Raw genomic sequence first — 23,302 nt, forward strand, 5'->3', positions numbered from 1 at the left:
CTCAACGCACCTTCAACGTGGCGAGGCCGATCAGCACCAGCACGACGCTGATGATCCAGAAGCGCACGATCACCCGCGGTTCGGGCCAGCCCTTCAACTCGAAGTGATGGTGGATGGGCGCCATACGGAACACGCGTTTTCCTGTGGTCTTGAAGCTGGCCACCTGGATCATTACCGAGGCGGTTTCCAGCACGAATACGCCGCCCATCACCAGCAGCACGATCTCTTGCCGCACGATCACCGCGATGCAGCCCAGCGCGGCACCGATGGCCAGCGCGCCCACATCGCCCATGAACACCTGCGCGGGATAGGTGTTGAACCACAGGAAACCCAGACCCGCGCCAGCCAGCGCGCCGCAGTAGATCGCGAGTTCGCCCGCGCCGGGGATCGAGGGAATGCCGAGGTATTCGGAGAACACCTTGTTGCCGGCGAGGTAGGCGAACACGCCCAGCGCACCGGACACCAGCACGGTGGGCATGATGGCGAGGCCGTCGAGACCGTCGGTGAGATTCACCGCGTTGGAAAAGCCCACCACGATGAAATAGGCCACCACCACGAAGAGCACGCCCAGCGGAATCGCCACGTGCTTGAACAGCGGCACGTACAGCGCCGTTTCCGCCACCGGCACGCCGCCCATCGCTTGCGGCGCGGTGTAGTACAGGAACAGCGCGGCACCAAGGCCGAATACCGACTGCCAGAAATATTTCCAGCGCGATGCCAGGCCGCGGCTGTCCTTGAGCACCAGCTTGCGGTAATCGTCGTAGAAGCCGATCACGCCGAAGCTCAGCATTACCGCCAGCACCACCCACACGTAGCGGTTGTGCAGGTCGGCCCACAGCAGCGTGGCCACGGTGACCGCGAGCAGGATCATCACGCCGCCCATGGTCGGCGTGCCGGCCTTGGACAGGTGTGACTGCGGGCCGTCGCTGCGCACCACCTGGCCCGCCTTCAATGCGGCGAGCTTGCGGATCAGCGCCGGCCCCAGCAGCAGCGACACCGCCAGCGCGGTGAGCGCGGCCATGATGGTGCGGAAGGTGATGTACTGGAACAGGTGCAGCGTGGTGAAGTGCCGCGCCATCCAGTCCGCAAGTTCAAGCAGCATCGGATGCGCCCTCCTTCTTGACCACGCCTTCGAGCGCCTTCACGACTTGTTCCATGCCCGCCGAATGCGAACCCTTGACCAGGCAGGTCACGCCACCGTGCAGGCCACTCTGCAACGCGGCGATCAGACTCACCTTGTCCGCGAAGTGCTCACCGCCGTCACCGAATGCCTCGACCGCTGCCGCGCCCAGCACGCCGACCGCGAACAGGCGTTCGATGCCATGCTCGCGCGCCTTTACACCCACCCCTGCATGCAACGCGCGCGCGTCTGTGCCGAGTTCGGCCATGTCGCCCAGCACCAGCCAGCGCTCGCCCCGTGCCAATGCCAGCGTCTCGATGGCCGCGGCCATCGAACTGGGATTGGCGTTGTAGCTGTCGTCGATCAACGTGCCACCACCGGTCAACACGATGCGGCGCAGACGTCCCGTGACTGCGCGAGCCTGCCGCAAGCCGGCGACGATGGTGTCGAGCGGCACGTCCAGCGCCAGCGCAATGGATGCCGCAGCCAGCGCGTTGGCCACGTTGTGGCGGCCGGGCAGTGCGAAGTCGACCGCTGCCTTGCCCTGTGGCGTGACGAGCACGAAACGCGAGCCATCCGCGCGCAGCTCCAGGCTCTCCGCACCCACGTCGGCCTTGTGCTCCAGGCCGAAGCGCAACACACGCCGCGACCCGACCAGACCGGAAAAAAAGCCGGCGAATGCATCGTCCGCGTTGATGATGGCCACGCCGTCCGCGGGCAATGCCTGGTATAGCGCGCCCTTGGTCTCGGCCACGCCTTCCACGCTGCCCATGCGCTCAAGATGCGCCGGCGCAATGATGTTGACGAGGCCGATTTCGGGCCGCGCGATGGCGGCCAAATAGGCGATGTCGCCGGGCTTGCCCGCCCCCATCTCCAGCACTGCGTATTCGGCGTCCTCGGGCATCGACAGCAAGGTCAGCGGCAGGCCGATCTCGTTGTTGAAACTGCCGGCATTGACATGGGTGCGGCCGTGCAACGACAAGATGGCCGCCGTCAGCATCTTCACCGTGGTCTTGCCGTTGGAGCCGGTGATGCCGATCACCCGTGCATGGCGCTGCGCACGCACCGCGCTGGCGAGGTCGCCCAGCGCCGCCTCCACGTCGTCCACCAGCACCTGCGGCAACGGGCTGTCCACCTTGCGCGCCACCAGCGCACCGGCCGCGCCAGCGGCTTGCGCCTGCGCGAGATAGTCATGGCCGTCCACATGCTCGCCCTTGAACGCGGCAAACAGGTCACCGGGCTTGATCTTGCGCGTGTCGATCGCGACACCGCCCACGGCGGCGTCGTCACCGAGCAGGCGACCGTGCGTCCACATCGCAATGGCGCCGAGTTGCATCATGCGCGGCGCTCCAGGGCCGCACGCGCGACCAGCATGTCATCGAACGGGCGCTTGCCAGCCGCGCCCTCCTGGTAGGTTTCATGACCCTTGCCGGCGATCACCACCACGTCGTTGACCATGGCCATTTCCAGCGCCTGGCCGATGGCGGCGGCGCGGTCGCGCTGCACGCTGTATTCGCGCGCCGCGCCCATGCCGGCCACGATCTGCGCCACGATGGCGTCGCCGTTCTCGCCACGCGGGTTGTCGTCGGTAACGAGGGAAACGTCAGCCAGGCGCGCCGCGATGGCGCCCATCAGCGGCCGCTTGCCCGCATCGCGCTCACCGCCGCAGCCGAATACGCAGATCAACCGCCCGCGGCAATGCGCGCGCACGGCATTCAGCACCTGCTCCAGCGCGTCAGGCGTGTGCGCGTAATCGACCACCACCAGCGGCAGACCATCGTGCCCACCCAGCCGGCTCATGCGGCCGTTGACCGGCTGCAATTTCTCCAGTGCGGCGACGATGCGCTCGAACGGCTCACCCAACGCACCGAGGCAAGCCGCCACGGTGAGCAGGTTGGCCACATTGAACAGGCCAAGCAAGTGGCTCCTGAGCGTATGCGCGCCCCATGGCGTGCGCAGTACGAAGGACAGGCCTTCGGCGGAGCTGACCACGTTGCCCGCTGTCACGTCCCCCGCCGCATCGCCCTTCACACTGACGCGCAATGCGCGCACTTCGGCAGGCAACTGGTCCAGCAACTGGGCGCCGAACGCATCGTCGCTATTGATGACGGCCGCGCGCAGGCCGGGCCACGCGAACAGCTTGGCCTTGGCCGCGCCATAGGCCTCCATGCTGCCGTGGTAATCCAGATGGTCGCGGGTGAGGTTGGTGAATGCGGCGACCTCGAAATCCACCGCGCCGACACGGCCCTGCTCCAGAGCATGCGAGGACACCTCCATAGCCACGTGAGTAGCGCCGGCGTCGCGGAACTCGGCGAGCAGGCCGTGCACGCTGATCGCGTCCGGCGTGGTGCGCTCGCCATCGCGCAGCCGCCCGTGGATGCCTGCTCCCAGTGTGCCAATCGTGGCAGCGCGATGGCCAAGAAACTCCAGTGCCTGCGCCAACAATTGCACGGTCGAGGTCTTGCCGTTGGTGCCGGTGACGCCGACCACCCGCAGCTCCTCGGAGGGACGGCCGTAAAAGCGCGAGGCGATTTCGCCGACTTGCTCATGCAAGCTATCGATCCACAACACCGGCACGTCCAGCGAGGCGATTTCGACGGCCGGCGCTTCGGCCAGCACCACGGCTGCGCCGCGCTGCGCTGCGCTCGCGGCGAACTGGATGCCGTGGCCCTGCGTACCGCGCAAGGCAAAGAACGCGTCGCCGCGGCCAACCTTGCGCGAATCCAGCGCGAGTCCGCTTACCGCGATGCGCGCAGCAGTCGCTGGAACGTCGGCGATGCCCAGCAGCAATTGATCGAGGCGGCCGGTCATGGCGCGTCTCCTTCCGACGGCGCTTCGTCGACCGGCGCCTCGTGCACTGGCGCGTCGTTAGCCGAAGGTTGCGGAGGCGGCGTCTGGCTGCCGACCAGGCCGCCATTGCCCTGCAGCGGGCCACCCACATACCAGCGTCCGATGTTGTCTGGCGGAATGTCGAGCAGGCGCACGGCCCCACCCATTACCGCGGAAAACACCGGTGCCGACACGGTGCCGCCGAAGTAGCCACCCCTGGTGGTGCCGTTGACCACCACCACGGCCACCAGTTGCGGATCGCTGGCAGGCACGATGCCGGCGAACAAGGAGTTGTAGGTGTCTTTGGAGTAACCACCGGCGATCGCCTGGTGCGAAGTTCCGGTCTTGCCGGCCACGCTGTAGTTCGCGATGCGCGCATTCGCGCCGGTGCTGTTGGGTCCGGTTACCGTCTCCAGCATGCTCACCAGCTCGTGCGCCACCTGCGGCGAGATGATCTGCTTGCCCGGACTGTCGTCGTCCTTGATGAACGTGGGCGTGTGCATCACGCCACCGTCGGCGATCGTCGCGTAGCCAGTGGCCAACTGCAGCGGCGTGACGTTGAGGCCGTAGCCGTAGGCCATGATGGCCTTTTCCAGCGGTCGCCAGTCACGGCCGACGCGCAGCAGGCCCGACGATTCGCCCGGAAAGCCGCTGCCTGTGCTGCTGCCGAAGCCGAAGGCGCGATAGGTGTTGTACATCAGCGACGTGTCTAGCGTCATCGCGATCTTCGCCGCGCCCACGTTGCTGGAACGCGTCAATACGCCGGTAGGCGTGAGCGTTCCGTTCGGGTCGTCGTCGTGGATATCGTGGCCGTAGAAAAACCAATGGCCGTTGCCGGTCTCGATGGCCGGGCTGGTCGGCGTGTATTTGCCGCTGGACAGCGCCGCCGCCAGGGTGAACGCCTTCATCGTGGAGCCGGGCTCCACCACGTCGGTCGCCGCGCGGTTGCGTCGCTGCACCGGCTTGCTGCCGGCCAGTGCGTTCGGGTTGTAGGTCGGGAGGCTGGCCATCGCCAGGATCTCGCCGGTGTGCACGTCCATCACCACCATCGAGCCGGAAGCCGCGCTGTATTTTTCCAGCGTGTTCTTTAGCTCGTTGTAGGCAAGGAACTGGATGCCGCGGTCGATGCTGAGCGTGAGGTTTTGCCCCGGTTTGGGTGCGCGCACCTGCTCCAACTCCGCCACTTCGTGACCCTTGCCGTCGCGGATCACGCGTTTGGCACCGGGCTTGCCGGCGAGCCAGTCGTCGTAGGCCAGTTCAAGGCCTTCCTGGCCGTGGTCGTCGATATTGGTGACGCCGATGACGTGTGCGGTGACCTCGCCCGACGGATAGAAGCGCTTGAACTCGCGCTGGCTGTTGACGCCCGGTATGTCGAGGTCGAGCACGGCCTGCGCCGCCTCCGGCGGCATCTGCCGGCGCAGGTAGACGAACTCGCGATCGGAGCGCTGCTCGAGGTATTGCTCGATCTGCTGCGGATCGCCGCCCAACGCCTTCGCCAGCGCGGGGATGCGATCCGCGTTCGCCAGCAGTTCGGCCGGATTGGCCCAGATCGAGGTGACCGGCGTGGACACTGCCAGCGGCTCGCCATTGCGGTCGAAGATGGTGCCGCGCGACACCGCAATCGGCATCTCGCGCAGGAAGCGCGCATCGCCCTGCTTCTGGTAGAACTGCTTGCGCACAACTTGCAGGTCGAACGCGCGCGCCACCAGACCCAGCGAAATCAGGCCAAGCACAGCCACCACCAGCACCATGCGCTTGCGCGCACTGGAGCCGGCGCCGCGGCGCCGGCTACGCGACGACTTGGCGCGCTGCGGTTGCGGACGGATGCGGTCGCGCCACTTCATCATCGGCGCAGCAACCGGATGTCTTGCGGTCGCGGATCGACCATGCCCAATTGCTGCCGCGCCTCCTCGTCGATGCGGCGCGGTTCGGCGAACGTGGCCTGCTCCAGCTCGAGCCGGCCATATTCGATGTTCATGTCGTCGCGCTGGTTCTGCAGCGCGGTCAGCTTCACGAACAGCACGCGGCTTTCGTGGCGCGCCCACACCACGCTGATGGCGCTGCCGATCACGGCAGCCAGCAGCGCAAGCATGAAAATGCCCTGGATCGCCTTCATGCCCCCTCCGCCAACGGCAGCTTCTCGGCGACCCGCAGCACGGCTGAACGTGCGCGCGGATTCGCCGTCAACTCGGCATCGGAAGGAAACTGCGCCTTGCCCACCGCCACCAACTCGGCTGGCGCGGCAACCACCGGCGGCCCGCGCCGGCTGCCCACCACTCGCCCGCCATGGTCGCGGATGAATTGCTTGACGATGCGGTCTTCCAGCGAGTGGAAGCTGATGACCGCGAGCCGGCCGCCGGGCTTCAGCCGCGACAACGCGGCATCCAGCCCGCGCCGCACGGCATCCAGCTCTCCGTTCACGCGGATGCGCAGCGCCTGGAAACTGCGCGTGGCCGGATGCTTGCCCGGTTCGCGTCGACCCACCACACGCTCGATCAACGCGGCAAGTTCGCCGGTACGCGTGACGGGATTTTCAGCGCGGCGCTCGACGATGGCATGGGCGATCTTGCGGCTGAAACGCTCCTCGCCGAACTGCCACAGCACATCGGCGATTTCGCGCTCGGTGGCATGCGCGAGGAAATCCGCGGCGCTCTCGCCCCGGCTGGTATCCATACGCATGTCCAGCGGAGCGTCGGCCATGAAGCTGAAACCGCGCGCGGCTTCGTCCAGCTGCGGCGAGGACACGCCGAGATCAAGCAGCACGCCGTCCAACCCTTCGGCAGTTTCGTCCCATTCGGCCATGCCCGAGAAGTTGTCGTGGCGGATCGCCACGCGCGGCTCGGCGGCGAATGACTTCCGCGCTTCGGCGACGGCCTGCGGGTCGCGATCCATCAGCAGCAGGCGACCATCGGGGCCCAGGCGCGACAGCACGGCGCGGGCGTGACCGCCGCGTCCAAACGTGCCATCCAGATAACGCCCGCCTGCCTGCACGGCAAGGCCCTCCACCGCTTCTTCCAGCATTACCGGGATGTGCCGCAATTCGGCCATGCCGCACCCTCCCGTCCGGTTCGTCCGCAAAATTTCACGCCGCGTTACAGCTGCAACGCGGCCATGTCGTCAGTGATGTCGTCTTCGCCGATGGTCTGGCGGATCTTGGCCAGGTGGGCCTGTTCGCTCCACAGCTCGAACTTGTTGCCCATACCCAACAGCACCGCCTTCTTCTCGATGCCCGCCGCCGAACGCTGACTGGCCGGCAGCAGGATGCGTGCGGCGCCGTCGGGCTCGACGACGGTTGCAGCACCCACCAGCTTCATCTGCATGTCGCGATGGGCGGCCTTGACCTTGGGCAACGCATTGACCTGATCGCGCACCTTTTCCCATTCGTCGTGCGGGAACAGCCACAGGCAGCCCAGCTCGAACGGGTTGTAGGTGACCACCAGCCGATTCGCGCAGGCGCCAACCACCAACTCGCGGTAAGCGGTCGGAATGGCCAGGCGGCCCTTGTCGTCAACGGTGATGGCAGTCTCGCCTTGGAACACGAACAGACTCCACGATTACCCACGATTTCACACTGAAATCCACGATAGTCTCGCCCTGTGAGACTGTCAAGGGATTTTTGCTTGTGAATCAATGAGAAAGGCGAAGTTATGACTGTGTTTCCAGCACTTTCTGAGGAACACCATCAAGGTGTTTGAATGCAGGGAGGTTTTTCCGCAACACACTCGACACATAGAGCCCGAAAACCATCCGCAACGGCCGCCATGGCGGCAACGGGATGAACAAGCATTCACGCTGCCGCACCGCGCACCCGCAGGCCCGCCCCGGCGCATATCGCGTCGGGACGGGCAGCAAGGGAAAGGCGGAGTCGGCCTGTAAGCCGGGTTCTGTACGCCTTGCGGCGCGACAGTCATTCCTCTCGGCCAGGCGTCGCCACCTGGCTCCAGCAACCTACCCGGGAACAACGCGGGCCGCGTTATCGTTCCCCTATTTGGTCTTGCTCCGAGTGGGGTTTACCGTGCCGTACGACGTTGGCCCCGTACGCGGTGCGCTCTTACCGCACCCTTTCACCCTTACCTGTGCCCTTGCGGGCCATCGGCGGTCTGCTCTCTGTTGCACTGGCCGTCGGCTCGCGCCGCCCAGGCGTTACCTGGCACTCTGCCCTATGGAGCCCGGACTTTCCTCGACGCGCTTGCGCGCGACGCGACTGTCCGGCCGACTCCGCTGCTCATTGTAGCGGGCAGGAAGCGGAAAAGCCCGCTCGCACGCGCCATCACGATTCATACAAAGCCTTGCGCGCCGCGCCGCTGATCGCCGCGGCCAACTTCGCCGCCTTGGCCGGCGGCAATTCCTCGCGCAGGATCGCAAAGATGCGCCGCCCTTCGACCAACTTCGCATCGGCCTCCTCGCCACGACCGGCAACGAGGATCACGCACTCGCCGCGCTGCTGGTCGGGATCGCTTGCCACGCGTTCGGCCAGCCGCGCCAGCGGCTGATCGATCACCGTCTCGAACATCTTGGTGAGTTCGCGCGCCAGTACCCCCTCGCGTTCATCACCGAATACCGCAAGCATGTCGGCAAGGCTCTCCGCCACGCGATGCGAGGATTCGTAAAAGATCAAGGTGCGCGGTTCAGCTGCCAACTCCTGCAGGCGTGTACGCCGCGCCGCAGATTTCGGCGGCAGGAAACCTTCGAACACGAACCGATCGCTGGGCAATCCCGCCACCGACAACGCGGCAATTGCCGCACAGGCACCTGGCACCGGCGCACAACGCACACCGGCCGCCCGCGCCGCACGCACCAGCCGAAAACCCGGATCGGAAATCAACGGCGTGCCCGCATCGGAAATCAGCGCCACCGATTCGCCGCCCTGCAATCGCCTCACGATGGCGTCTACTACTTCGCGCTCGTTGTGCTCATGCAAGGCAAGCAGCGGCGTGGCGATGTTGTGGTGGAGCAGCAGCGGCTTGCTGTGGCGAGTGTCCTCGGCGGCGATCACCGCCACCTCGCGCAGCGTGGCGATGGCGCGCGCAGAGAAATCCTCGCGATGGCCGATCGGCGTGGCGACTACCCACAGGCAGCCGGGTTGGATAGGTGGCATGTGCAAGACCGGGTCACGGAAACGATGGGCTATCATCGCTCACACTCGACGCAAACATGCCGACATTGAGAGTCCAGATGCGCCTGCGCCCCGTCACCCGACAGTCCCTGCCGGCCCTCGCCTCCGTCCTGCTGCTTGCCGGCACGCTGGTTCTGAGCAGTTGCGTCCCTGGCAACACCAAGCCGTCGCCCGCCGAAACCGCCGCCACGGACAGCGCCGCGTCGCTGGCGCGTCAAGGCCAGTTCGACCAAGCCGCGCAGGCTTATCTCACGCTTGCCTCCCAATACGGCGGCCATGCCGACCATTATCGCCTGCTGGCTGCCGAGGCCTGGCGCGAGGAAGGCCGCATCGACACCGCCGCGCCCACGCTTGCGCAGATCAAGCGCGAAAACCTGCAAGGCAACGACGCCATGCGCTTCGACCTGCTGCGTGCCGATCTCGCGTTGCACCACCACGATGCCGCTGCCGCACTGCGGCTCACCACGCAACCCACCGTCGCCGTGCCGGAAGCGCTGCAACTGCGCCTGTACGAACTGCGCGCCCGCGCACAGGCGGCCACCGGCGACCACTGGGGTGCTGCGCGCACCCGTGTGCAGATGGACGATCACCTGCAAGGACTCGACCGCTCGGAAAACCGCAAGCTGGTTCTCGCCGAACTCGCCCAGCTTGACGTAGCCACCCTCAAGCAACGCGCTGCCGCGATGCAGGCGGGCGACCGCATGTTGCCGTGGACGAACGAGGCGCTGAGCCAACACGGCATCGCAGTCGCACAACCCACGCCATCGCTGCAGCAGCCGGTAGGCACCTTATTGCCGGGCGCCAACGCCGATGTCCGGGAGGGCTACAAAATGCCCGCCCGCATAGCCCTGTTGCTGCCGCAAAGCGGCCCCTACGCCGCCGCCGGCAACACCATCCTCGAAGGCTTCTTCGCCGCCTATGCGGAGGCCGCACGCACCCATGCACCTCGCGCCTCGGTGCGCATCTATGACACCCGAGGCAATACCGATGGTGCAACCGAGGCTTATCAGCAAGCCACCAAGGACGGCGCCCAACTGGTGGTCGGCCCGCTTACTCGCGGCGCAGTAGCCGCGTTGTTCGCCCAGTCCACGCTGCCAGTGCCGGTGCTGGCACTGAACCACCCGGACAACAAGCAACCCCCGTCCAGCGGCACCAGCGAATTCGGCCTGCTGCCGGAAACCGAAGGCGCCCAGGCAGCCGACCACATGGTCGACCGCGGCCTGCACCGGGCCTACGTAGCGATCTCCAGCGACGACTTCGCCCAGCGTGCGGCCAACGCCTTCAAGGCCGAATTCCTCGCCCGCGGCGGCAACGTGCTCGGCATGGCCACCGTACCCGCCACCGACACGGATTACACCAACACGATCAGCCAGCTCAACATGGCCGGCGCAGACAGCGATACCGGTCTCTTCATCAGCATGCGCCCCAGCCAGGCGCGCCTGCTGATGCCGCAATTGCAAATCGCCAAGATCACGTTGCCAGTATTTGGCACCTCGCACATCTACGCCGGCAGTGACAATCCCACCGCCGATGGCGATCTCAACGGCGTGGAATTCTGCGACGCCCCGTGGCTGTTCAACGCCCAGCCCGGCCTGCCCAGCCACGACGACATTGCCACCCAGTTGCCCTCCGCACGCGACGCCAACGCGCGGCTGTTCGCGTTCGGCATGGATGCGTGGAATCTCGTGCCTTATCTCGATTGGCTGCGTGACCATCCAGGCAGCTATCTCCCCGGCGCCTCCGGCCAGCTCACCGCCGACCAGTTCGGCCGCATCCGCCGCGTGCTGACCTGGGCGAAATTCGAGAACGGCGTAGCCCGCCCGCTCAGCGGCAGCCTGCAATTGGACGATCTGCCCGCATCGTCCGGCAGCGCTCCCGCGCCGGCCAGCAGCAGCGTGCAACCCGCGGCGGCGGCTTCAACCAGCAACTGATGCGCAGCACCGGCGCCGCCTTCGAGCAACGCGCCAGTGCCGAGCTCGAGCGCGCCGGCCTCGAGGTGCTCGCCCGCAACTACACCACCCGTCTCGGCGAACTCGATCTGGTGATGCTGGATCGCGATGTGGTGGTTTTTGTCGAAGTGCGTTATCGCATACGCGCAGGCCACGGCAACGCGCTGGCCTCAGTCACCCGCAGCAAGCAGGACAAGCTGATCCGCACTGCTCAACTCTGGCTGGCTGCTCACTCGCAACACGCACACCGGCCCTGCCGCTTCGACGTGGTCGGATACGACGGCCCCGAAGCGGATGCACGTATGCAGTGGCTGCGTGGCGCATTCGAAGCATGACGCTGCGTAGGTAACGGACTACATAACGTCGGCGCAACCCGACGTACTTTTCAGTGCATCTTCTTACATGCCCCTGTTCGTGCACGAACTAACATGCACGGCGCACAGTTTTGGGATGCATTCGACGAAACACGCGCGAGTGGCGTGACAGCATCCGCGAATGTGGCGGCTTCATATGCCATCAGGGGATTCGTCGACTAACCCAGCTCGGCACATGCCCGCACGGCGCACCACGCTGCGTCGGCTGCTCGGATGCGAATGGCTTTGGATTCTTTGGAATGGATGCACGAATGGATATCGCAGTGCTTGGACAGCGCAACGCATCGACGCGCACGCAGCGCACCAGCACTCCCTGCACGCATCTCTCCGAACAAACCCTTGTTTCAAACATGACCGTCGACAGCGGCGCTTTGTCATTTCCATGCGACGCGCGAATGGCAGCATCCATGCGGCGTTCGAAACACCCTCTTTCACTCTCGACCAGCGGATCAGCCATGGACAAGGATCTACTGAAAATGCCCCGTGCAGGCGCCATGCTGCTTGCCATCGCGGCACTCGCCGGATGCGGCACCCCGCCAGCCAAGAACTTCAGCGGCCCATGGAAACCCGTCAATCATTTCCAGAATGCGCCGACCGAGATACCGCTGAATCCGGCCTATGTATTTTATGCCTCGCCGATGGACGAAACACTCAAGACGATGCTTGCGCGCTGGGCCAAGGACTCGGGCAGAGAGCTGTCGTACCAGCTTCCTTTCGACGTGACGCTGTACCAGCCCGTTGTCGGCATTCGCACGACGGATGTCGACAGCGCCGTCGCGCAGCTCAACTCCATCTATGCGGCGCAGGGTGTCTCCGTCACGGCCAGCCTGCGGCGAATCGAAGTCCAGCCAGCTGCCTCCAGCGGCGCGGGCGCACCCACCGGAAGCGCCACGCCTGCAGCACCGTCTTCCACGACTCCAATCGCCACGAAATGACCATGCGCGCCATCAACACGAAAGGGTCGGAACCCAGCCCATGCTGAAGAAAAATTCCTCCAGCCAGAAAATAGACGAAGCGGTCGCCAAGTCCGTCAATTTCGAATTGACCATTGCCGATCTCGCCAGACGCAGCGAACGCCGCGCATGGATGGTCGCGTTCGGTGCCATCACCATGTCGCTGATCCTTGCCGGCGGCTATTTCTACATGCTGCCGCTCAAGCAGAAAGTGCCTTACCTCGTCATGGCCGATGCCTACACCGGCACCAGCACAGTGGCCCGCCTCACGGACGACGTGGCCCAGCACAGGATCAGCACGAGCGAGGCGATCAATCGCAGCAACGTCGCTCACTTCGTGCTGGCACGCGAGTCCTATGACCTGGCCCTGCTCAATCTTGGCGACTGGACGACGGTCCAGACCATGTCCTCGCCAGGAGTCAGCGCGGCCTACACCCAGCTCTATTCGTCGACCAATCCCGATGGCCCCTACAAGAAGTACGGCAAGGACACCGCCATACGCATCAAGCTGCTGAGCATCGTGCTCACCGGTGGCGGCCCCGGCATGACGCCCATGGGTGCCACCGTGCGCTTCCAGCGCAGCCTCTACGACAAGCGAACCGGCAGCACTCAGCCGCTGGACAACAAGATCGCAACGATGTCGTTCGCCTACAAGTCCAACCTCGACATGGACGATCAGAGCCGCATCCAGAATCCACTTGGCTTCTGGGTCACCGAGTACCGCGTCGACGACGACTATTCGTCGGCTCCGCCTGCCGAAATCCAAAACGCAGTCTCGCGCACCGTACCTCCCCAAGGCATCGATTCGACTGCCGTTCCATCGATGGCCACCGCCGCTCCGACCGCCCTGCCCCCCGCTTCCGTCGTTGCCAATCAACCCATGCAGGCACCCGCGCAAGCCACCGGGAATTCCGCCACTGGAGTAGGCCGCCCATGAATCGATCCAACCTGCTTGGCACGACCATCGCAGCGTGCGCGGCCCTCTTCGGATTGCCCACGCTGGCGAACGCACAGGTCGTGCAACAGTACGAATACCAGCCCGATCGCATCTATCCGGTGCGCACGGGACTCGGCATCACCACGCAAATCGAGCTCAGTCCGCAGGAGAAAATCCTCGACTACAGCACCGGCTTCAGTTCCGGCTGGGAGCTCACGCGGCGCGACAACGTCTTCTACTTGAAGCCGAAGAACGTCGACGTGGATACCAACATGATGATCCGCACGGCAACGCACTCCTACATCTTCGAACTGAAGGTGGTCGCCACCGACTGGAAAACGCTCGACCAGGCTCGTCGCAGCGGCGTGGAATACAAGATCACCTTCAATTACCCGGCCGATGCCAGCTTTGCCAAAGAAATCAGCAAAGACGCGAAGACATCCGCACTCAACACCAGCCTCGTCCCGGATCGAAGCTACAACTTCAACTACGACTACGCGACGCGCAGCAAGGCTGCGCCGTGGCTGGTTCCGGTCAATGTCTACGACGACGGTCACTTCACCTACATCAAGATGAGCGACCTGAAACAGTTTCCGACCGGCGATTTCCCCGCGATCTTCATGCGCGAACAGGAAAACAGCGAAGACTCGCTGGTGAACACGACTGTCGAGGGCAACACCATCATCGTTCACGGCACGTATCCCTACCTGGTCATCCGCCACGGCAACGACGTCGTGGGTCTGCGAAGGAACACCCAGAAGTGAACTCCAATACCTCCAATCAACCCGATGATGGCTCGATGCCCCGTGATATGCCGGGCAACCAGTCCGACCCGCTGGCCAGCAATCCCTATTCCACCCGCTACCAGCAATCCGCCGCGCCTGATCTCGATGCAGGCGCCCCCCAGTTGAGGTCGCACGACCTCAAGCGCATGAACCAGCGCGCACTGCTCCTTCTTGGCGCGGTCGTGCTGCTCTTGCTGTTCGTCGCCTATTGGATGATCACCGGTACGGGCAGTCGCAACGAGCAGCCGAAACCGCGCGAGGAAAAGGTCACGGTGGCGGAGCCGCCCAAGTCGCTGGTCCTGCCGCAGCTGCCAGCGCCCGCGCCTGCTCCGCAACAGGCGGCTGCCATCCCCCTGATGCCCTCGGCTGTGGCGTCACCGACCCAGCCAGCACCACAGGCAGCAGTTGCACAACCACCTTCGATCGTGCAGCGCCGGATTGCCGCTTCGGAAGACGCAGGTTCCGCCGGCGCTGAGCAGCAGCCTCCCGCCATGCCCGCCGCGGTCGCAACCGGTCCGGCAGGCAGCCTGCATGACTCGAACATCACCAGCGCCCAACCACTCCGCAATCCCGACACGCTGATGCAACGCGGCACCTATATCCGTTGTGTGCTTGAGACACGCATCATCTCGGACATACCCGGATACTCGTCCTGCCTGGTGACCGAACCGGTCTACTCATTCAATGGACAGCGCCTGCTGTTGCCCAAAGGATCCAAGGTGCTTGGCAGCTACGACAAGGGTCCGGTAGGGGATCGTGTGGCGGTGATCTGGGATCGCATCATCACGCCCAACGGCATCGATGTGAACATGGCCAGCCCGGGCATCGACAACTTGGGCGGCGCGGGCCTGCCCGGCTATTACAACGCACACTGGGGCCAGCGCATCAGTGCAGCCCTGCTCATCAGCATGCTCAGCGATGCCTTCAGCTATGAGGCTGCCGAACACGGACCGAAGACCACCACCATCACCAATGGCGTGGTGACCCAGGAGCCGTTCCAGAGCAACACCGCGCAGACCATACAGAACCTGGCCAATCAGGCAGTGCAGGCCTCCGCCAATCGCCCGGCAACCGTCACCATCAATCAAGGCACGATCATCTACGTCTACGTCGCCAAGGACGTGGATTTCAGTGGTGTCGTGGCCCGCTTCTAATTCACCTCGCCGAAGCAGCCATGCAGGAACTGGACGCCCACATCTCGAACGAATTCCTCGCCTACCAGTACGAAGTGCTGGGAGTGCGGGAGTTCATGTCCTCGCCGGACGTCACCGAGATCTGCATCAACCGGCCGGGCGAGCTGTACCTGGAAAGCCGCGGCGCCTGGCGCCGCGTCGAAGTGCCTTCCCTCACGTTTGAGCGGGCGCGCCAGTTCTGTACTGCAGTCGTCAACGAGAGCAACACCGGCCAACGCATCACCGACACCGACCCAGTGGTGTCGCTGACTTTCCCCACCGGAGAGCGCGCGCAATTCGTGATCCCGCCCGCCTGTGAGGCAGGCAAGACATCCATCACGATCCGCCTGCCCTCCAAGCAGACGAAGACATTGGCCCAATACCAGCAGGACGGCTTCTTCGACGAGATCGTCGAGGTCGGCGGTGGCATCGGCGACGCGGATCGCGAGCTGCTGGAGCTGCGCGCCAGCCGCAACTACGCGGACTTCTTCCGCAAGGCGGTACACAACAAGAAGAACATCGTGGTCTCCGGCGCCACCGGCAGCGGCAAGACCACGTTCATGAAGTCGCTGGTGCATCACATCCCAGACAACGAGCGACTGGTGACGATCGAGGACGCGCGCGAGCTGTTCATCGCTCAGCCCAACGTCGTGCACCTGCTCTACTCCAAGGGCGGCCAGAGCACCAGCAACGTCACCGCCAAGAGCTGCATGGAAGCCTGCCTGCGCATGAAGCCGGATCGCATCATCCTGGCCGAGCTGCGCGGCGACGAGTCGTTCTATTTCATCCGCAACTGCGCCTCGGGCCACCCGGGTTCGATCACCAGCTGCCACTCCGGCAGCACGGAACAGACCTGGGACCAACTCGCGCTGATGGTGAAAGCTTCGAACGAGGGTGCCGGGCTGGAATTCGCCACCATCAAGCGCCTGTTGATGATGACCATCGACATCGTCGTGCACATCAAGGCCCATGCAGGGCGCCGTTGCATCACCGGGATCGATTTCGACCCGACCCGCAGTTTTTCGCAGTCCTGACCCACACCACGTACAGATACCGGAAACCGCACCATGTTCGCTGCAATCGGATTGATGGCTTGCCCTAACCTGGCCGTATCGGTCGAGGTGATGAGCCACATCGTCGATGTCGAATCGGGCGCCAATCCCTATGCGATTGGCGTGGTCGGCGGCCAGCTCGAACGTCAGCCAAAGAATCTGGCCGAGGCGCTGGCCACCGTGCACATGCTCGATGCCAAGGGCTACAACTATTCGCTGGGCGTGGCGCAGGTGAACCGCGCCAACCTCGGCAAGTACGGCCTGGACACCTACGAGAAAGCCTTCGACGCATGCCCGAACCTCGCCGCTGGCGCACAGATACTCGCCGCGTGCTATGCCAGCTCTGGCCGCAACTGGGGCAAGGCCTTCAGCTGCTACTACTCGGGGAATTTCGTCACCGGCTATCGCGACGGCTACGTGCAGAAGGTGTACGACTCCATCAATCGCGACAAGGGCTTTCTTGCCGGCTCCAGCGACTCTCAAGCCATTCCGCTCAAGTCCGTGGCGATGGCATCGGCCGACAGTGCCGACACGATATCGGCACCGCAGCCAGGCAGTCCCGACTACCGCGTGGCCATCCGCAGCGTGTCGTTCTTCTCGACCAAGGCGTATTCGGTTGACTCAGGCTCCGTCGCCCTCCCGAATCATGCGGGCATGGAACCTACCATCGCGGCGCAGGGAGAAGCACCAAAGGCCGCCGCTTCGCTTCCAGCCGCTGCATCGGTGATCGCCGCCCCGGTTTCCACGCCGACCAATGGCATACCGACGAGTGCCGCAACAAACAGCTCTACCGCCGATTCTTCGATCTTCGTGCCACAGGTAACGGGGCCGAATGATCCGACTCCCTCACCGGCACCTTTCGCGCGGCCTGCCGCATCCACACCAGCAGCATCCATGGTCGCCGGCACCAATGCCAATGCCACCGCCGCCCATGCACAGGAGCCCGGCGATGCCGCCTTCGTTTTCTGAAGCCACGGACGCATGCCATGGCGCGCGCGTCATCCGGCCCTGCGGCCCTCCTCTCTCGCTTCCGCATCGGCGGCCATTTGGCCGCAAATTCGCCCGAAAACCCGGGGCGTCCCGCAGTGAACCCGGCTGCACATCACGCAGCTTCCCCTGAAGCAACGCAACCCTGAGCGTCGCACTGTTCCATAACCACCTAAGGAAATCCGTCATGGCACCGAATCAGATCGTCACCGACAGCCTCATCCGCTCCAGCCGCGCGCGCCTGGGCGCCTTCCTGTATCTCGCCGTGCTCATCGCCCTGATCGTCCCTGGCATCGCTTTCGGCCAAGACGCCACCGACACCATCAATACCACCTGCACGTTCGCTTCCAATATCAACAAGATCCTCAATGCCATTTCTATCGTGGTGGTGACCATCGCAGTGGTGTTCTCCGGCTACCAAATCGCTTTTGCGCACAAGCGTATCGGCGACGTCGCTCCCGTACTGATCGGCGCCGTATTGATCGGCGCTGCCGGCCAGATCGCCAAGATGTTCCTGAGCTCCAGCACCTCGAGTGCCGGCGCCACCGCTTGCCAGACGACGAGCCTTATCTCTCACGTCCTGAGCAACTATGCATAAGAACGCGCTGTTCCGCGGCTGCACCCGCCCGCCCATGTTCATGGGCGTGCCCTACATACCGTTCTTCTTTGCGGTGGGCGCGGTGTTCCTGCTGTCGGTGTACACCAACTTCTTTTACTTGTTGCTGATTCCGCCGGTGATCTTCGTGATGCGCCAGATGGCACGCCGCGACGAGATGATTTTCCGCCTGCTTGGATTGCGACTGCAGTTCCGCACACGGGTTCGGAATCTGCGCGAGCACGACGGGATGTGGGTGTTCACGCCCAACAGCTACCGCGGTCAATCGAAAGACAAGACGTAAGCCACCAGGCATCCCGGCTCGCCGGGGTGCCATTTCGGATCCGGAACCATGTCCAAGCCAAGCTTCATTCCCGACACGGCGATCAGTGAGTTCGTCACGCTGTCCACCCATGTGTCGCCAACCGTGCTCAAGACCACGGGCGGTGACTACCTGATGGTGTGGCGCCTGGGCGGCTTGCCGTTCGTTGGGCGCGAAGAATGGGATATCGAGCACCGTCACAACACCTTCAATCGCATGCTGCAGACCTTGCGTGCTCCGGACTACGTAAACGTGGCGTTTTGGGTTCACGACATACGCCGCCGCCGCCGCTTCAAGGACCACGGCCGTTTCGCGCAGGCTTTCAACCAGAGCATGTCGGACGCGTACTACAGCGCGCTGTCCGCGCAGAAGCTGATGCAGAACGAGCTGTATCTCACCCTGATTTATCGCCCTATCGTCGAAGGCAAGCGCTTTGCTGAAAAATCCAGCGACGTAGGCAGGCTGGAATCCGAGCAGTTGCAGGCCGTCAACACCGTGCTGGAGTTGGCCGGCAACGTCGAAGCCGTACTGAAGGATTACGCGCCCTATCGCCTTGGCATGTACGAGGCGAAGAACGGCGTAGTGTTCTCCGAGCCGCTGGAGCTCTATGGCTACCTGCTCAACCGTATCGATGAGCCGGTGCCGGTGCTGCCCGCGCCGGTCTACAGCTATCTGCCAGTGAGCAAACACCGCTTCTCCGCCAAGACCGGCGACTTCGTCATCACTTCGCCCGACGGTGCCAACCAGTTCGGCGCCATCCTCAACATCAAGGAATACACCGATGGCACCTACCCAGGCATTCTCAACGGACTGAAGTACCTCGACTTCGAATACGTCATCACCCACTCGTTCAGCCCCATGGGTCGCCACGATGCACTCAAGGCGCTGGATCGCACCAAGGGCATGATGATCTCCTCTGGCGACAAGGCCTTCAGCCAGATCGCCGAGCTGGACCACGCCATGGACCAGCTCGCCTCCGGCAATTTCGTGCTGGGCGAATACCACTTCACCATCGCAGTCTACGCACCAACCCAGGAAATGCTCTCCCAGCAGATCGCGGCCACGCGCGCGGAGCTTTCCAATGCCGGCTTTGTCTCGGTGAAGGAGGACCTCGCTGTCACCGCCTCGTTCTATTCGCAGTTGCCATGCAACTGGAAATACCGCACACGATTGGCCAACGTCAGCTCGCTGAATTTCCTCGGCCTGTCTCCGCTGCACAACTTCGCAACGGGAAAAAAGGAAAACAATCCCTGGGGCGACTACGTCACCACGCTGCAGACCACCAACGGACAGCCCTACTACTTCAACTTCCACGCCACTCATCCGGCAGAGAACTCGCTGGGCGAGAAGGCCATCGCCAACACCATGGTCATCGGCAAGTCCGGTACCGGCAAGACCGCGCTGATCAACTTCCTGCTCAGTCAGGTGCAGAAGTACACGCCGACGCCCACGATCTTCTTCTTCGACAAGGATCGCGGCGCGGAGATCTTCGTGCGCGCCTGCGGTGGCAACTACCTGGCGCTGGAGAACGGCCGGCCCACCGGCTTCAATCCGTTCCATTGCGAGCGCACCGAAGCCAACGTGCAGTTCCTCGCCGACCTCATCAAAGTGCTGGCTGGCAAAAGCATCTACAGCTCGCGCGAGGAGGAGGACATCTTCCGCGCCGTCGAGAGCATGCTCGACACGCCGATGCGTCTTCGCAACATGACCAACTTCCAGAAGAGTCTGCCAAACATGGGCGACGATGGCCTGTTTGTGCGCATGCGCAAATGGACGGCCGGCAATTCACTGGGCTGGGTGTTCGACAACCCCGTCGACACCATCGACCTGACCCGCGCCAGCATCATCGGCTTCGACTACACCGATATCATCGACAATCCCGAGGTGCGCGTGCCGGTCATCAACTACCTGCTGCACCGCCTGGAGGCCCTGATCGACGGCCGCCCGCTGATCTACGTGATGGACGAGTTCTGGAAGATCCTCGACGGCAAAGGCGGCCTCAAGGAATTCGCCAAGAACAAGCAGAAGACCATTCGCAAGCAGAACGGCCTGGGCATCTTCGCCACGCAGAGCCCCGAGGACGCGTTGGCCAGCGACATTGCCGCAGCGCTCATCGAGCAGACCGCCACCATGATCCTGCTGCCCAATCCCAATGCCAGCCGCGAGGATTACGTCGAAGGCCTCAAGCTCACCGAAGCCGAATACCAGGTGGTGGTCAGCCTGGACGAGCGCTCGCGCTGCTTCCTCGTCAAACAAGGCCATGCCAGCGCGGTATGCCAGCTCAACCTGCGCGGCATGGACGACGCGCTGTCGGTGATCTCCGCTTCCACCGACAACATCGAAATCATGCACCGGGTACTTCAGGAGCGCGCGTCGGCCACTGACGTGAGCGTGGACGATCTGCGCCCCGAACAATGGCTCAACGACTTCTACGAAAACCGCAAGGGCAGCGGCAAGAAGCCTGCGCCATCATCCCAGCCCACGCGACCGTCGCGTTCCGCGGCAGTGTAGTCCCTGGCAGTCACAGAGGAGCATGCGTCATGCAACGTCCAACCGAACATACCCATTCCAACCGACACGCCACGCGCACGCTGACGTTCTTCCTGACCCTTGCTTCCGCCCTCACGGCGGGCAGCGTTCACGCACAGACCGGCATTCTGGTTCAAGACGCTGTACAGGAAAAAACCTCCTCGGCGTCGTACCTGTTCCAAAAAATCACGCAATACGCCAAACAGGTGCAGCAATACGAAACGCAGGTGCAGCAGTACCAGCAGATGCTCACCAAGGTCATGAACCTTGGCACCAACTTCAGCATCGCTCCGAACACCATGCAGGAAATCGACGCCGGGCCGCTGATTCAGGCCACCTGCAACGGCGGCTCCAGTTCCATCGTTAGCAATCTTCTAAACCAGGTGACTTCGCTGATGAACCAATCCATCACGCAAAGCCAGCAAGCCATCTGCGCCCAGATCGTCACCACCCAGGTGGACAAATACAACATAACAGTGGACATGATGAACCAGCTTCACTCAAACATACCGGCACTGCAAAAGCTCACCAGCCTGACGAATGGCTTCACTACGGCAGGAGAAAGCAGTTCCGCCACCGCCCAAGCAGCAGGCGTAGCGAATGAGATGGCTACGGCGATGAACAATTGGAAGACCCAGGTGGATGCCGACGATGCCTTCATCAGCTCGTTGCAAGGCATGCAGTCGACGCTCGGCCATGCCGCTATGCAGGGCAATCCAAGCCTGCTCGGCAATGCTGTCCAAGCGACTGCGTTGACTGCCGCGTTCTCTTACCAGCCGTCGTTGTGATACCGGGCGCCCTCTCCAGACGCCGCGTAATCTTGCCGACAACAATGCCCGGATGGCCGTTGCATTAGTTATGGATTGGAATAACGCATGAATCTCGCCATCTACATACTGGTTTACAACTACATCAACACGGCCATCAATAATTTCATGACTCACCTCATGAAACAGACGATGGAAGTGGTGTCCGCAGCAGCGCTGCTGGTGCTGACAGCCTGGGTTATGAGCGTGGGCTACCGCGTCATCACCGGTACCCTGCGCGAACCATTGATGGCCGTGGTCACCAACATGGCGCGCATTGTGATCATCGTCACCATTGCTACGTCCATGTCGATCTTCGGCAGCAACCTGCACGACCTGGCCACCAACGAGATACCCACCGACCTCAATCAGATGTTCACTGGAAACAGCAATACCATCCAGCAAAGCATCAACGACAATCTGGCCCAGACCGTAGCCGCCATGGCCGCCATCGACGCCGTGCAGGCTGCGCCCGGCGATATGCAGACCATCAGTGACAAGGCTCGCGCCGCCGACTTCGCCATCTTTGGCACCGCCAGTCCGCCCATGGCAGTCGGCGCCATGCTGCTGCTGTACAACTTTGCTATCGCCCTATTCGTAGGACTCGGGCCGCTATTCATCCTTTGCCTGATCTTCAACAAGACCAAAGCGCTGTTCGAAAAATGGTTGATGTACGGTCTCGCCACCCTGTTCTCGCTGGCCATGCTCAGCTTCGTCTCCGCCATCGTGCTGCAGGTAACTCTGCGCGCTGCCACTGCCCTGTGGGCGTCCAATTTCGTCAACAATCTGCTGCAAACCAGCAGCGAAGGCCTATCCACCCAATCGTTGGAGCAAGGCGGCATCGGGCTGTTGATGACCATGCTGATCATTTCCGTGCCGCCCATGGCCGGCAACTTCTTCCAGACCACCCTAGGAAGCTTCATGGCCTATTCCGCTTTCAATGGCGCCGCCTCACGACCGGGTCCACAGGGACAGCCGCCTGGCGCGTATGGATATGGCGGGCATGGGCCAGTGCAAGCGGGCGCGAATCGAGTTGCAGCAGATTCTCGAACTGCTAGTGGCTACAGCGCATCACTGGGTCCCACCTCGTCCGCTAGCGGCGCTCGTTTGGGTAGCTCGAGCTATATGCCTCGCGCAGATGTCACCAAGCAGGGTGGCGGCTTGGCCAACCCACCGACACCGGGATAATGATCATGAAAGCTTTACTCTTATTCACGCTTTTGTTGGCCACCACCGCCACGCATGCCCAACAGGCTGGCGTCGACTGCGTTCCCGTACAGGGACAAGGCTGGTCTGGCTGCGATCCTAACTATCAGCCGCAATCGCAACAGCCTCAGACCCAACAAATGCTCCCGCAGATCTGGGTAGATCATTATGGGGCGATGGTATCGGATGACTCCTTAGGAAAGCTCGGCGTCGCTACTGATAAGCAAAGCGAATCAGCGGCCTGGCAAACCGCTGAGGAAGATTGCCATGCCAAAGGCGGATTGAATTGCACGCGACTGATTTCATATCACAACGAATGCGTCGCAATGGTCCTGGGAGACAAGACGTACAGTTTTTCTGCAGGCCTAACTGAAGCCGACGCTGTGCAACAAGCAACTAAAAAATGTACTGCAAGTTCATCAAATTGCCATGTCTATTACTCCGCATGCAGTCTACCTAATCGTATTCAGTAAGTGAAAAGCGGGAACATCACCCCATAGATTTCACTGCTTCCATTTTCATCACAACCGAAGCATTGACGAATAGCCCGACATTGCCTTGCTTTCCAAT

22 protein-coding genes and 1 other RNA gene are annotated in these 23,302 nt (G+C 63.1%); 14 read left to right on the top strand and 9 right to left on the bottom strand.

Annotated features, from left to right (window positions below):
• Position 1: 1 nt before the first annotated feature.
• The 9 genes from mraY to rsmI all read right to left on the bottom strand — a co-directional run bounded on the left by mraY (position 2) and on the right by rsmI (position 9,047).
• A complete protein-coding gene (mraY, locus tag ISP25_RS10610; protein WP_192158827.1) occupies positions 2 to 1,102 on the bottom strand; it encodes a phospho-N-acetylmuramoyl-pentapeptide-transferase in 1,101 nt (366 codons plus the stop codon).
• Positions 1,092 to 2,459 (bottom strand): UDP-N-acetylmuramoyl-tripeptide--D-alanyl-D-alanine ligase, encoded by a 1,368-nt coding sequence (locus ISP25_RS10615; RefSeq protein ID WP_404613743.1) that lies wholly within the window; start codon positions 2,457 to 2,459, stop codon positions 1,092 to 1,094. Before ISP25_RS10615 ends, mraY begins: the two co-directional genes overlap by 11 nt.
• On the bottom strand, positions 2,456 to 3,931 hold the full coding sequence (locus tag ISP25_RS10620) for a UDP-N-acetylmuramoyl-L-alanyl-D-glutamate--2,6-diaminopimelate ligase (protein WP_404613745.1): 1,476 nt from the start codon (positions 3,929 to 3,931) through the stop codon (positions 2,456 to 2,458). Before ISP25_RS10620 ends, ISP25_RS10615 begins: the two co-directional genes overlap by 4 nt.
• A complete protein-coding gene (locus tag ISP25_RS10625) occupies positions 3,928 to 5,793 on the bottom strand; it encodes a peptidoglycan D,D-transpeptidase FtsI family protein (RefSeq protein WP_404616304.1) in 1,866 nt (621 codons plus the stop codon). The genes ISP25_RS10620 and ISP25_RS10625 overlap by 4 nt, the downstream gene beginning before the upstream one ends.
• Positions 5,793 to 6,065, bottom strand: a complete 273-nt coding sequence (gene ftsL, locus ISP25_RS10630; RefSeq protein WP_225578442.1) for a cell division protein FtsL — start codon at positions 6,063 to 6,065, stop codon at positions 5,793 to 5,795. The genes ISP25_RS10625 and ftsL overlap by 1 nt, the downstream gene beginning before the upstream one ends.
• A complete protein-coding gene (gene rsmH / locus ISP25_RS10635; protein WP_192158821.1) occupies positions 6,062 to 6,997 on the bottom strand; it encodes a 16S rRNA (cytosine(1402)-N(4))-methyltransferase RsmH in 936 nt (311 codons plus the stop codon). The genes ftsL and rsmH overlap by 4 nt, the downstream gene beginning before the upstream one ends.
• A 44-nt stretch (positions 6,998 to 7,041) precedes the next feature.
• Positions 7,042 to 7,488 carry a division/cell wall cluster transcriptional repressor MraZ gene (mraZ, locus tag ISP25_RS10640; protein WP_192158819.1) on the bottom strand — a complete coding sequence of 149 codons (447 nt, stop codon included), beginning with the start codon at positions 7,486 to 7,488 and terminating at the stop codon, positions 7,042 to 7,044.
• 318 nt (positions 7,489 to 7,806) lie between these two features.
• An RNA gene (gene rnpB, locus ISP25_RS10645) (RNase P RNA component class A) lies at positions 7,807 to 8,169 on the bottom strand.
• 50 nt (positions 8,170 to 8,219) lie between these two features.
• A complete protein-coding gene (gene rsmI / locus ISP25_RS10650; protein WP_404613748.1) occupies positions 8,220 to 9,047 on the bottom strand; it encodes a 16S rRNA (cytidine(1402)-2'-O)-methyltransferase in 828 nt (275 codons plus the stop codon).
• Positions 9,048 to 9,124: 77 nt separating this feature from the next.
• Between rsmI and ISP25_RS10655 the strand changes: the two genes are divergently transcribed.
• From ISP25_RS10655 to ISP25_RS10720, 14 genes are all read left to right on the top strand, one after another.
• Positions 9,125 to 10,996, top strand: coding sequence for a penicillin-binding protein activator (locus ISP25_RS10655; protein ID WP_404613750.1), 1,872 nt, complete (start codon positions 9,125 to 9,127; stop codon positions 10,994 to 10,996).
• A complete protein-coding gene (locus ISP25_RS10660; RefSeq protein ID WP_192158813.1) occupies positions 10,996 to 11,349 on the top strand; it encodes a YraN family protein in 354 nt (117 codons plus the stop codon). Before ISP25_RS10655 ends, ISP25_RS10660 begins: the two co-directional genes overlap by 1 nt.
• A gap of 515 nt (positions 11,350 to 11,864) precedes the next feature.
• Positions 11,865 to 12,323 carry a hypothetical protein gene (locus tag ISP25_RS10665; protein WP_404616305.1) on the top strand — a complete coding sequence of 153 codons (459 nt, stop codon included), beginning with the start codon at positions 11,865 to 11,867 and terminating at the stop codon, positions 12,321 to 12,323.
• A gap of 40 nt (positions 12,324 to 12,363) precedes the next feature.
• On the top strand, positions 12,364 to 13,278 hold the full coding sequence (locus tag ISP25_RS10670) for a virB8 family protein (RefSeq protein ID WP_404613752.1): 915 nt from the start codon (positions 12,364 to 12,366) through the stop codon (positions 13,276 to 13,278).
• Positions 13,275 to 14,042, top strand: coding sequence for a TrbG/VirB9 family P-type conjugative transfer protein (locus ISP25_RS10675; RefSeq protein WP_192158810.1), 768 nt, complete (start codon positions 13,275 to 13,277; stop codon positions 14,040 to 14,042). The genes ISP25_RS10670 and ISP25_RS10675 overlap by 4 nt, the downstream gene beginning before the upstream one ends.
• Entirely contained in the window at positions 14,039 to 15,217 is a 1,179-nt protein-coding gene (locus tag ISP25_RS10680) for a TrbI/VirB10 family protein (RefSeq protein ID WP_404613754.1), read from the top strand. Before ISP25_RS10675 ends, ISP25_RS10680 begins: the two co-directional genes overlap by 4 nt.
• A 20-nt stretch (positions 15,218 to 15,237) precedes the next feature.
• Positions 15,238 to 16,269: a P-type DNA transfer ATPase VirB11 gene (gene virB11 / locus ISP25_RS10685; RefSeq protein WP_404613755.1), complete on the top strand. Its 1,032-nt coding sequence runs from the start codon at positions 15,238 to 15,240 to the stop codon at positions 16,267 to 16,269.
• Positions 16,270 to 16,302: 33 nt separating this feature from the next.
• Positions 16,303 to 17,256, top strand: a complete 954-nt coding sequence (locus ISP25_RS10690) for a lytic transglycosylase domain-containing protein (protein WP_404613757.1) — start codon at positions 16,303 to 16,305, stop codon at positions 17,254 to 17,256.
• A gap of 205 nt (positions 17,257 to 17,461) precedes the next feature.
• Positions 17,462 to 17,872: a TrbC/VirB2 family protein gene (locus ISP25_RS10695; RefSeq protein WP_404613759.1), complete on the top strand. Its 411-nt coding sequence runs from the start codon at positions 17,462 to 17,464 to the stop codon at positions 17,870 to 17,872.
• The gene (locus tag ISP25_RS10700; RefSeq protein ID WP_404613761.1) at positions 17,865 to 18,173 is read left to right on the top strand and encodes a type IV secretion system protein VirB3; all 309 of its coding nucleotides are present in this window, start codon (positions 17,865 to 17,867) and stop codon (positions 18,171 to 18,173) included. Before ISP25_RS10695 ends, ISP25_RS10700 begins: the two co-directional genes overlap by 8 nt.
• 48 nt (positions 18,174 to 18,221) lie before the next feature.
• Positions 18,222 to 20,702, top strand: a complete 2,481-nt coding sequence (locus ISP25_RS10705) for a VirB4 family type IV secretion/conjugal transfer ATPase (RefSeq protein WP_404613763.1) — start codon at positions 18,222 to 18,224, stop codon at positions 20,700 to 20,702.
• Between the two features lie 29 nt (positions 20,703 to 20,731).
• Entirely contained in the window at positions 20,732 to 21,508 is a 777-nt protein-coding gene (locus tag ISP25_RS10710; RefSeq protein ID WP_404613765.1) for a hypothetical protein, read from the top strand.
• A gap of 87 nt (positions 21,509 to 21,595) precedes the next feature.
• Positions 21,596 to 22,714 carry a type IV secretion system protein gene (locus ISP25_RS10715; protein WP_404613767.1) on the top strand — a complete coding sequence of 373 codons (1,119 nt, stop codon included), beginning with the start codon at positions 21,596 to 21,598 and terminating at the stop codon, positions 22,712 to 22,714.
• A gap of 5 nt (positions 22,715 to 22,719) precedes the next feature.
• Positions 22,720 to 23,205, top strand: a complete 486-nt coding sequence (locus tag ISP25_RS10720; RefSeq protein ID WP_404613769.1) for a DUF4189 domain-containing protein — start codon at positions 22,720 to 22,722, stop codon at positions 23,203 to 23,205.
• The last annotated feature ends 97 nt before the right edge of the window (positions 23,206 to 23,302 follow it).

The sequence above is a fragment of the Rhodanobacter hydrolyticus genome, assembly GCF_044904645.1.

Excerpts from the sequence above, each read along its gene's own strand:
- mraY (WP_192158827.1), bottom strand. The coding sequence starts at position 1,102 with ATGCTGCTTGAACTTGCGGACTGGATGGCGCGGCACTTCACCACGCTG.
- ISP25_RS10615 (WP_404613743.1), bottom strand. The coding sequence starts at position 2,459 with ATGATGCAACTCGGCGCCATTGCGATGTGGACGCACGGTCGCCTGCTC.
- ISP25_RS10620 (WP_404613745.1), bottom strand. The coding sequence starts at position 3,931 with ATGACCGGCCGCCTCGATCAATTGCTGCTGGGCATCGCCGACGTTCCA.
- ISP25_RS10625 (WP_404616304.1), bottom strand. The coding sequence starts at position 5,793 with ATGAAGTGGCGCGACCGCATCCGTCCGCAACCGCAGCGCGCCAAGTCG.
- ftsL (WP_225578442.1), bottom strand. The coding sequence starts at position 6,065 with ATGAAGGCGATCCAGGGCATTTTCATGCTTGCGCTGCTGGCTGCCGTG.
- rsmH (WP_192158821.1), bottom strand. The coding sequence starts at position 6,997 with ATGGCCGAATTGCGGCACATCCCGGTAATGCTGGAAGAAGCGGTGGAG.
- rsmI (WP_404613748.1), bottom strand. The coding sequence starts at position 9,047 with ATGCCACCTATCCAACCCGGCTGCCTGTGGGTAGTCGCCACGCCGATC.
- ISP25_RS10655 (WP_404613750.1), top strand. The coding sequence starts at position 9,125 with ATGCGCCTGCGCCCCGTCACCCGACAGTCCCTGCCGGCCCTCGCCTCC.
- ISP25_RS10660 (WP_192158813.1), top strand. The coding sequence starts at position 10,996 with ATGCGCAGCACCGGCGCCGCCTTCGAGCAACGCGCCAGTGCCGAGCTC.
- ISP25_RS10665 (WP_404616305.1), top strand. The coding sequence starts at position 11,865 with ATGCCCCGTGCAGGCGCCATGCTGCTTGCCATCGCGGCACTCGCCGGA.
- ISP25_RS10670 (WP_404613752.1), top strand. The coding sequence starts at position 12,364 with ATGCTGAAGAAAAATTCCTCCAGCCAGAAAATAGACGAAGCGGTCGCC.
- ISP25_RS10675 (WP_192158810.1), top strand. The coding sequence starts at position 13,275 with ATGAATCGATCCAACCTGCTTGGCACGACCATCGCAGCGTGCGCGGCC.
- virB11 (WP_404613755.1), top strand. The coding sequence starts at position 15,238 with ATGCAGGAACTGGACGCCCACATCTCGAACGAATTCCTCGCCTACCAG.
- ISP25_RS10690 (WP_404613757.1), top strand. The coding sequence starts at position 16,303 with ATGTTCGCTGCAATCGGATTGATGGCTTGCCCTAACCTGGCCGTATCG.
- ISP25_RS10695 (WP_404613759.1), top strand. The coding sequence starts at position 17,462 with ATGGCACCGAATCAGATCGTCACCGACAGCCTCATCCGCTCCAGCCGC.
- ISP25_RS10700 (WP_404613761.1), top strand. The coding sequence starts at position 17,865 with ATGCATAAGAACGCGCTGTTCCGCGGCTGCACCCGCCCGCCCATGTTC.
- ISP25_RS10705 (WP_404613763.1), top strand. The coding sequence starts at position 18,222 with ATGTCCAAGCCAAGCTTCATTCCCGACACGGCGATCAGTGAGTTCGTC.
- ISP25_RS10710 (WP_404613765.1), top strand. The coding sequence starts at position 20,732 with ATGCAACGTCCAACCGAACATACCCATTCCAACCGACACGCCACGCGC.
- ISP25_RS10715 (WP_404613767.1), top strand. The coding sequence starts at position 21,596 with ATGAATCTCGCCATCTACATACTGGTTTACAACTACATCAACACGGCC.
- ISP25_RS10720 (WP_404613769.1), top strand. The coding sequence starts at position 22,720 with ATGAAAGCTTTACTCTTATTCACGCTTTTGTTGGCCACCACCGCCACG.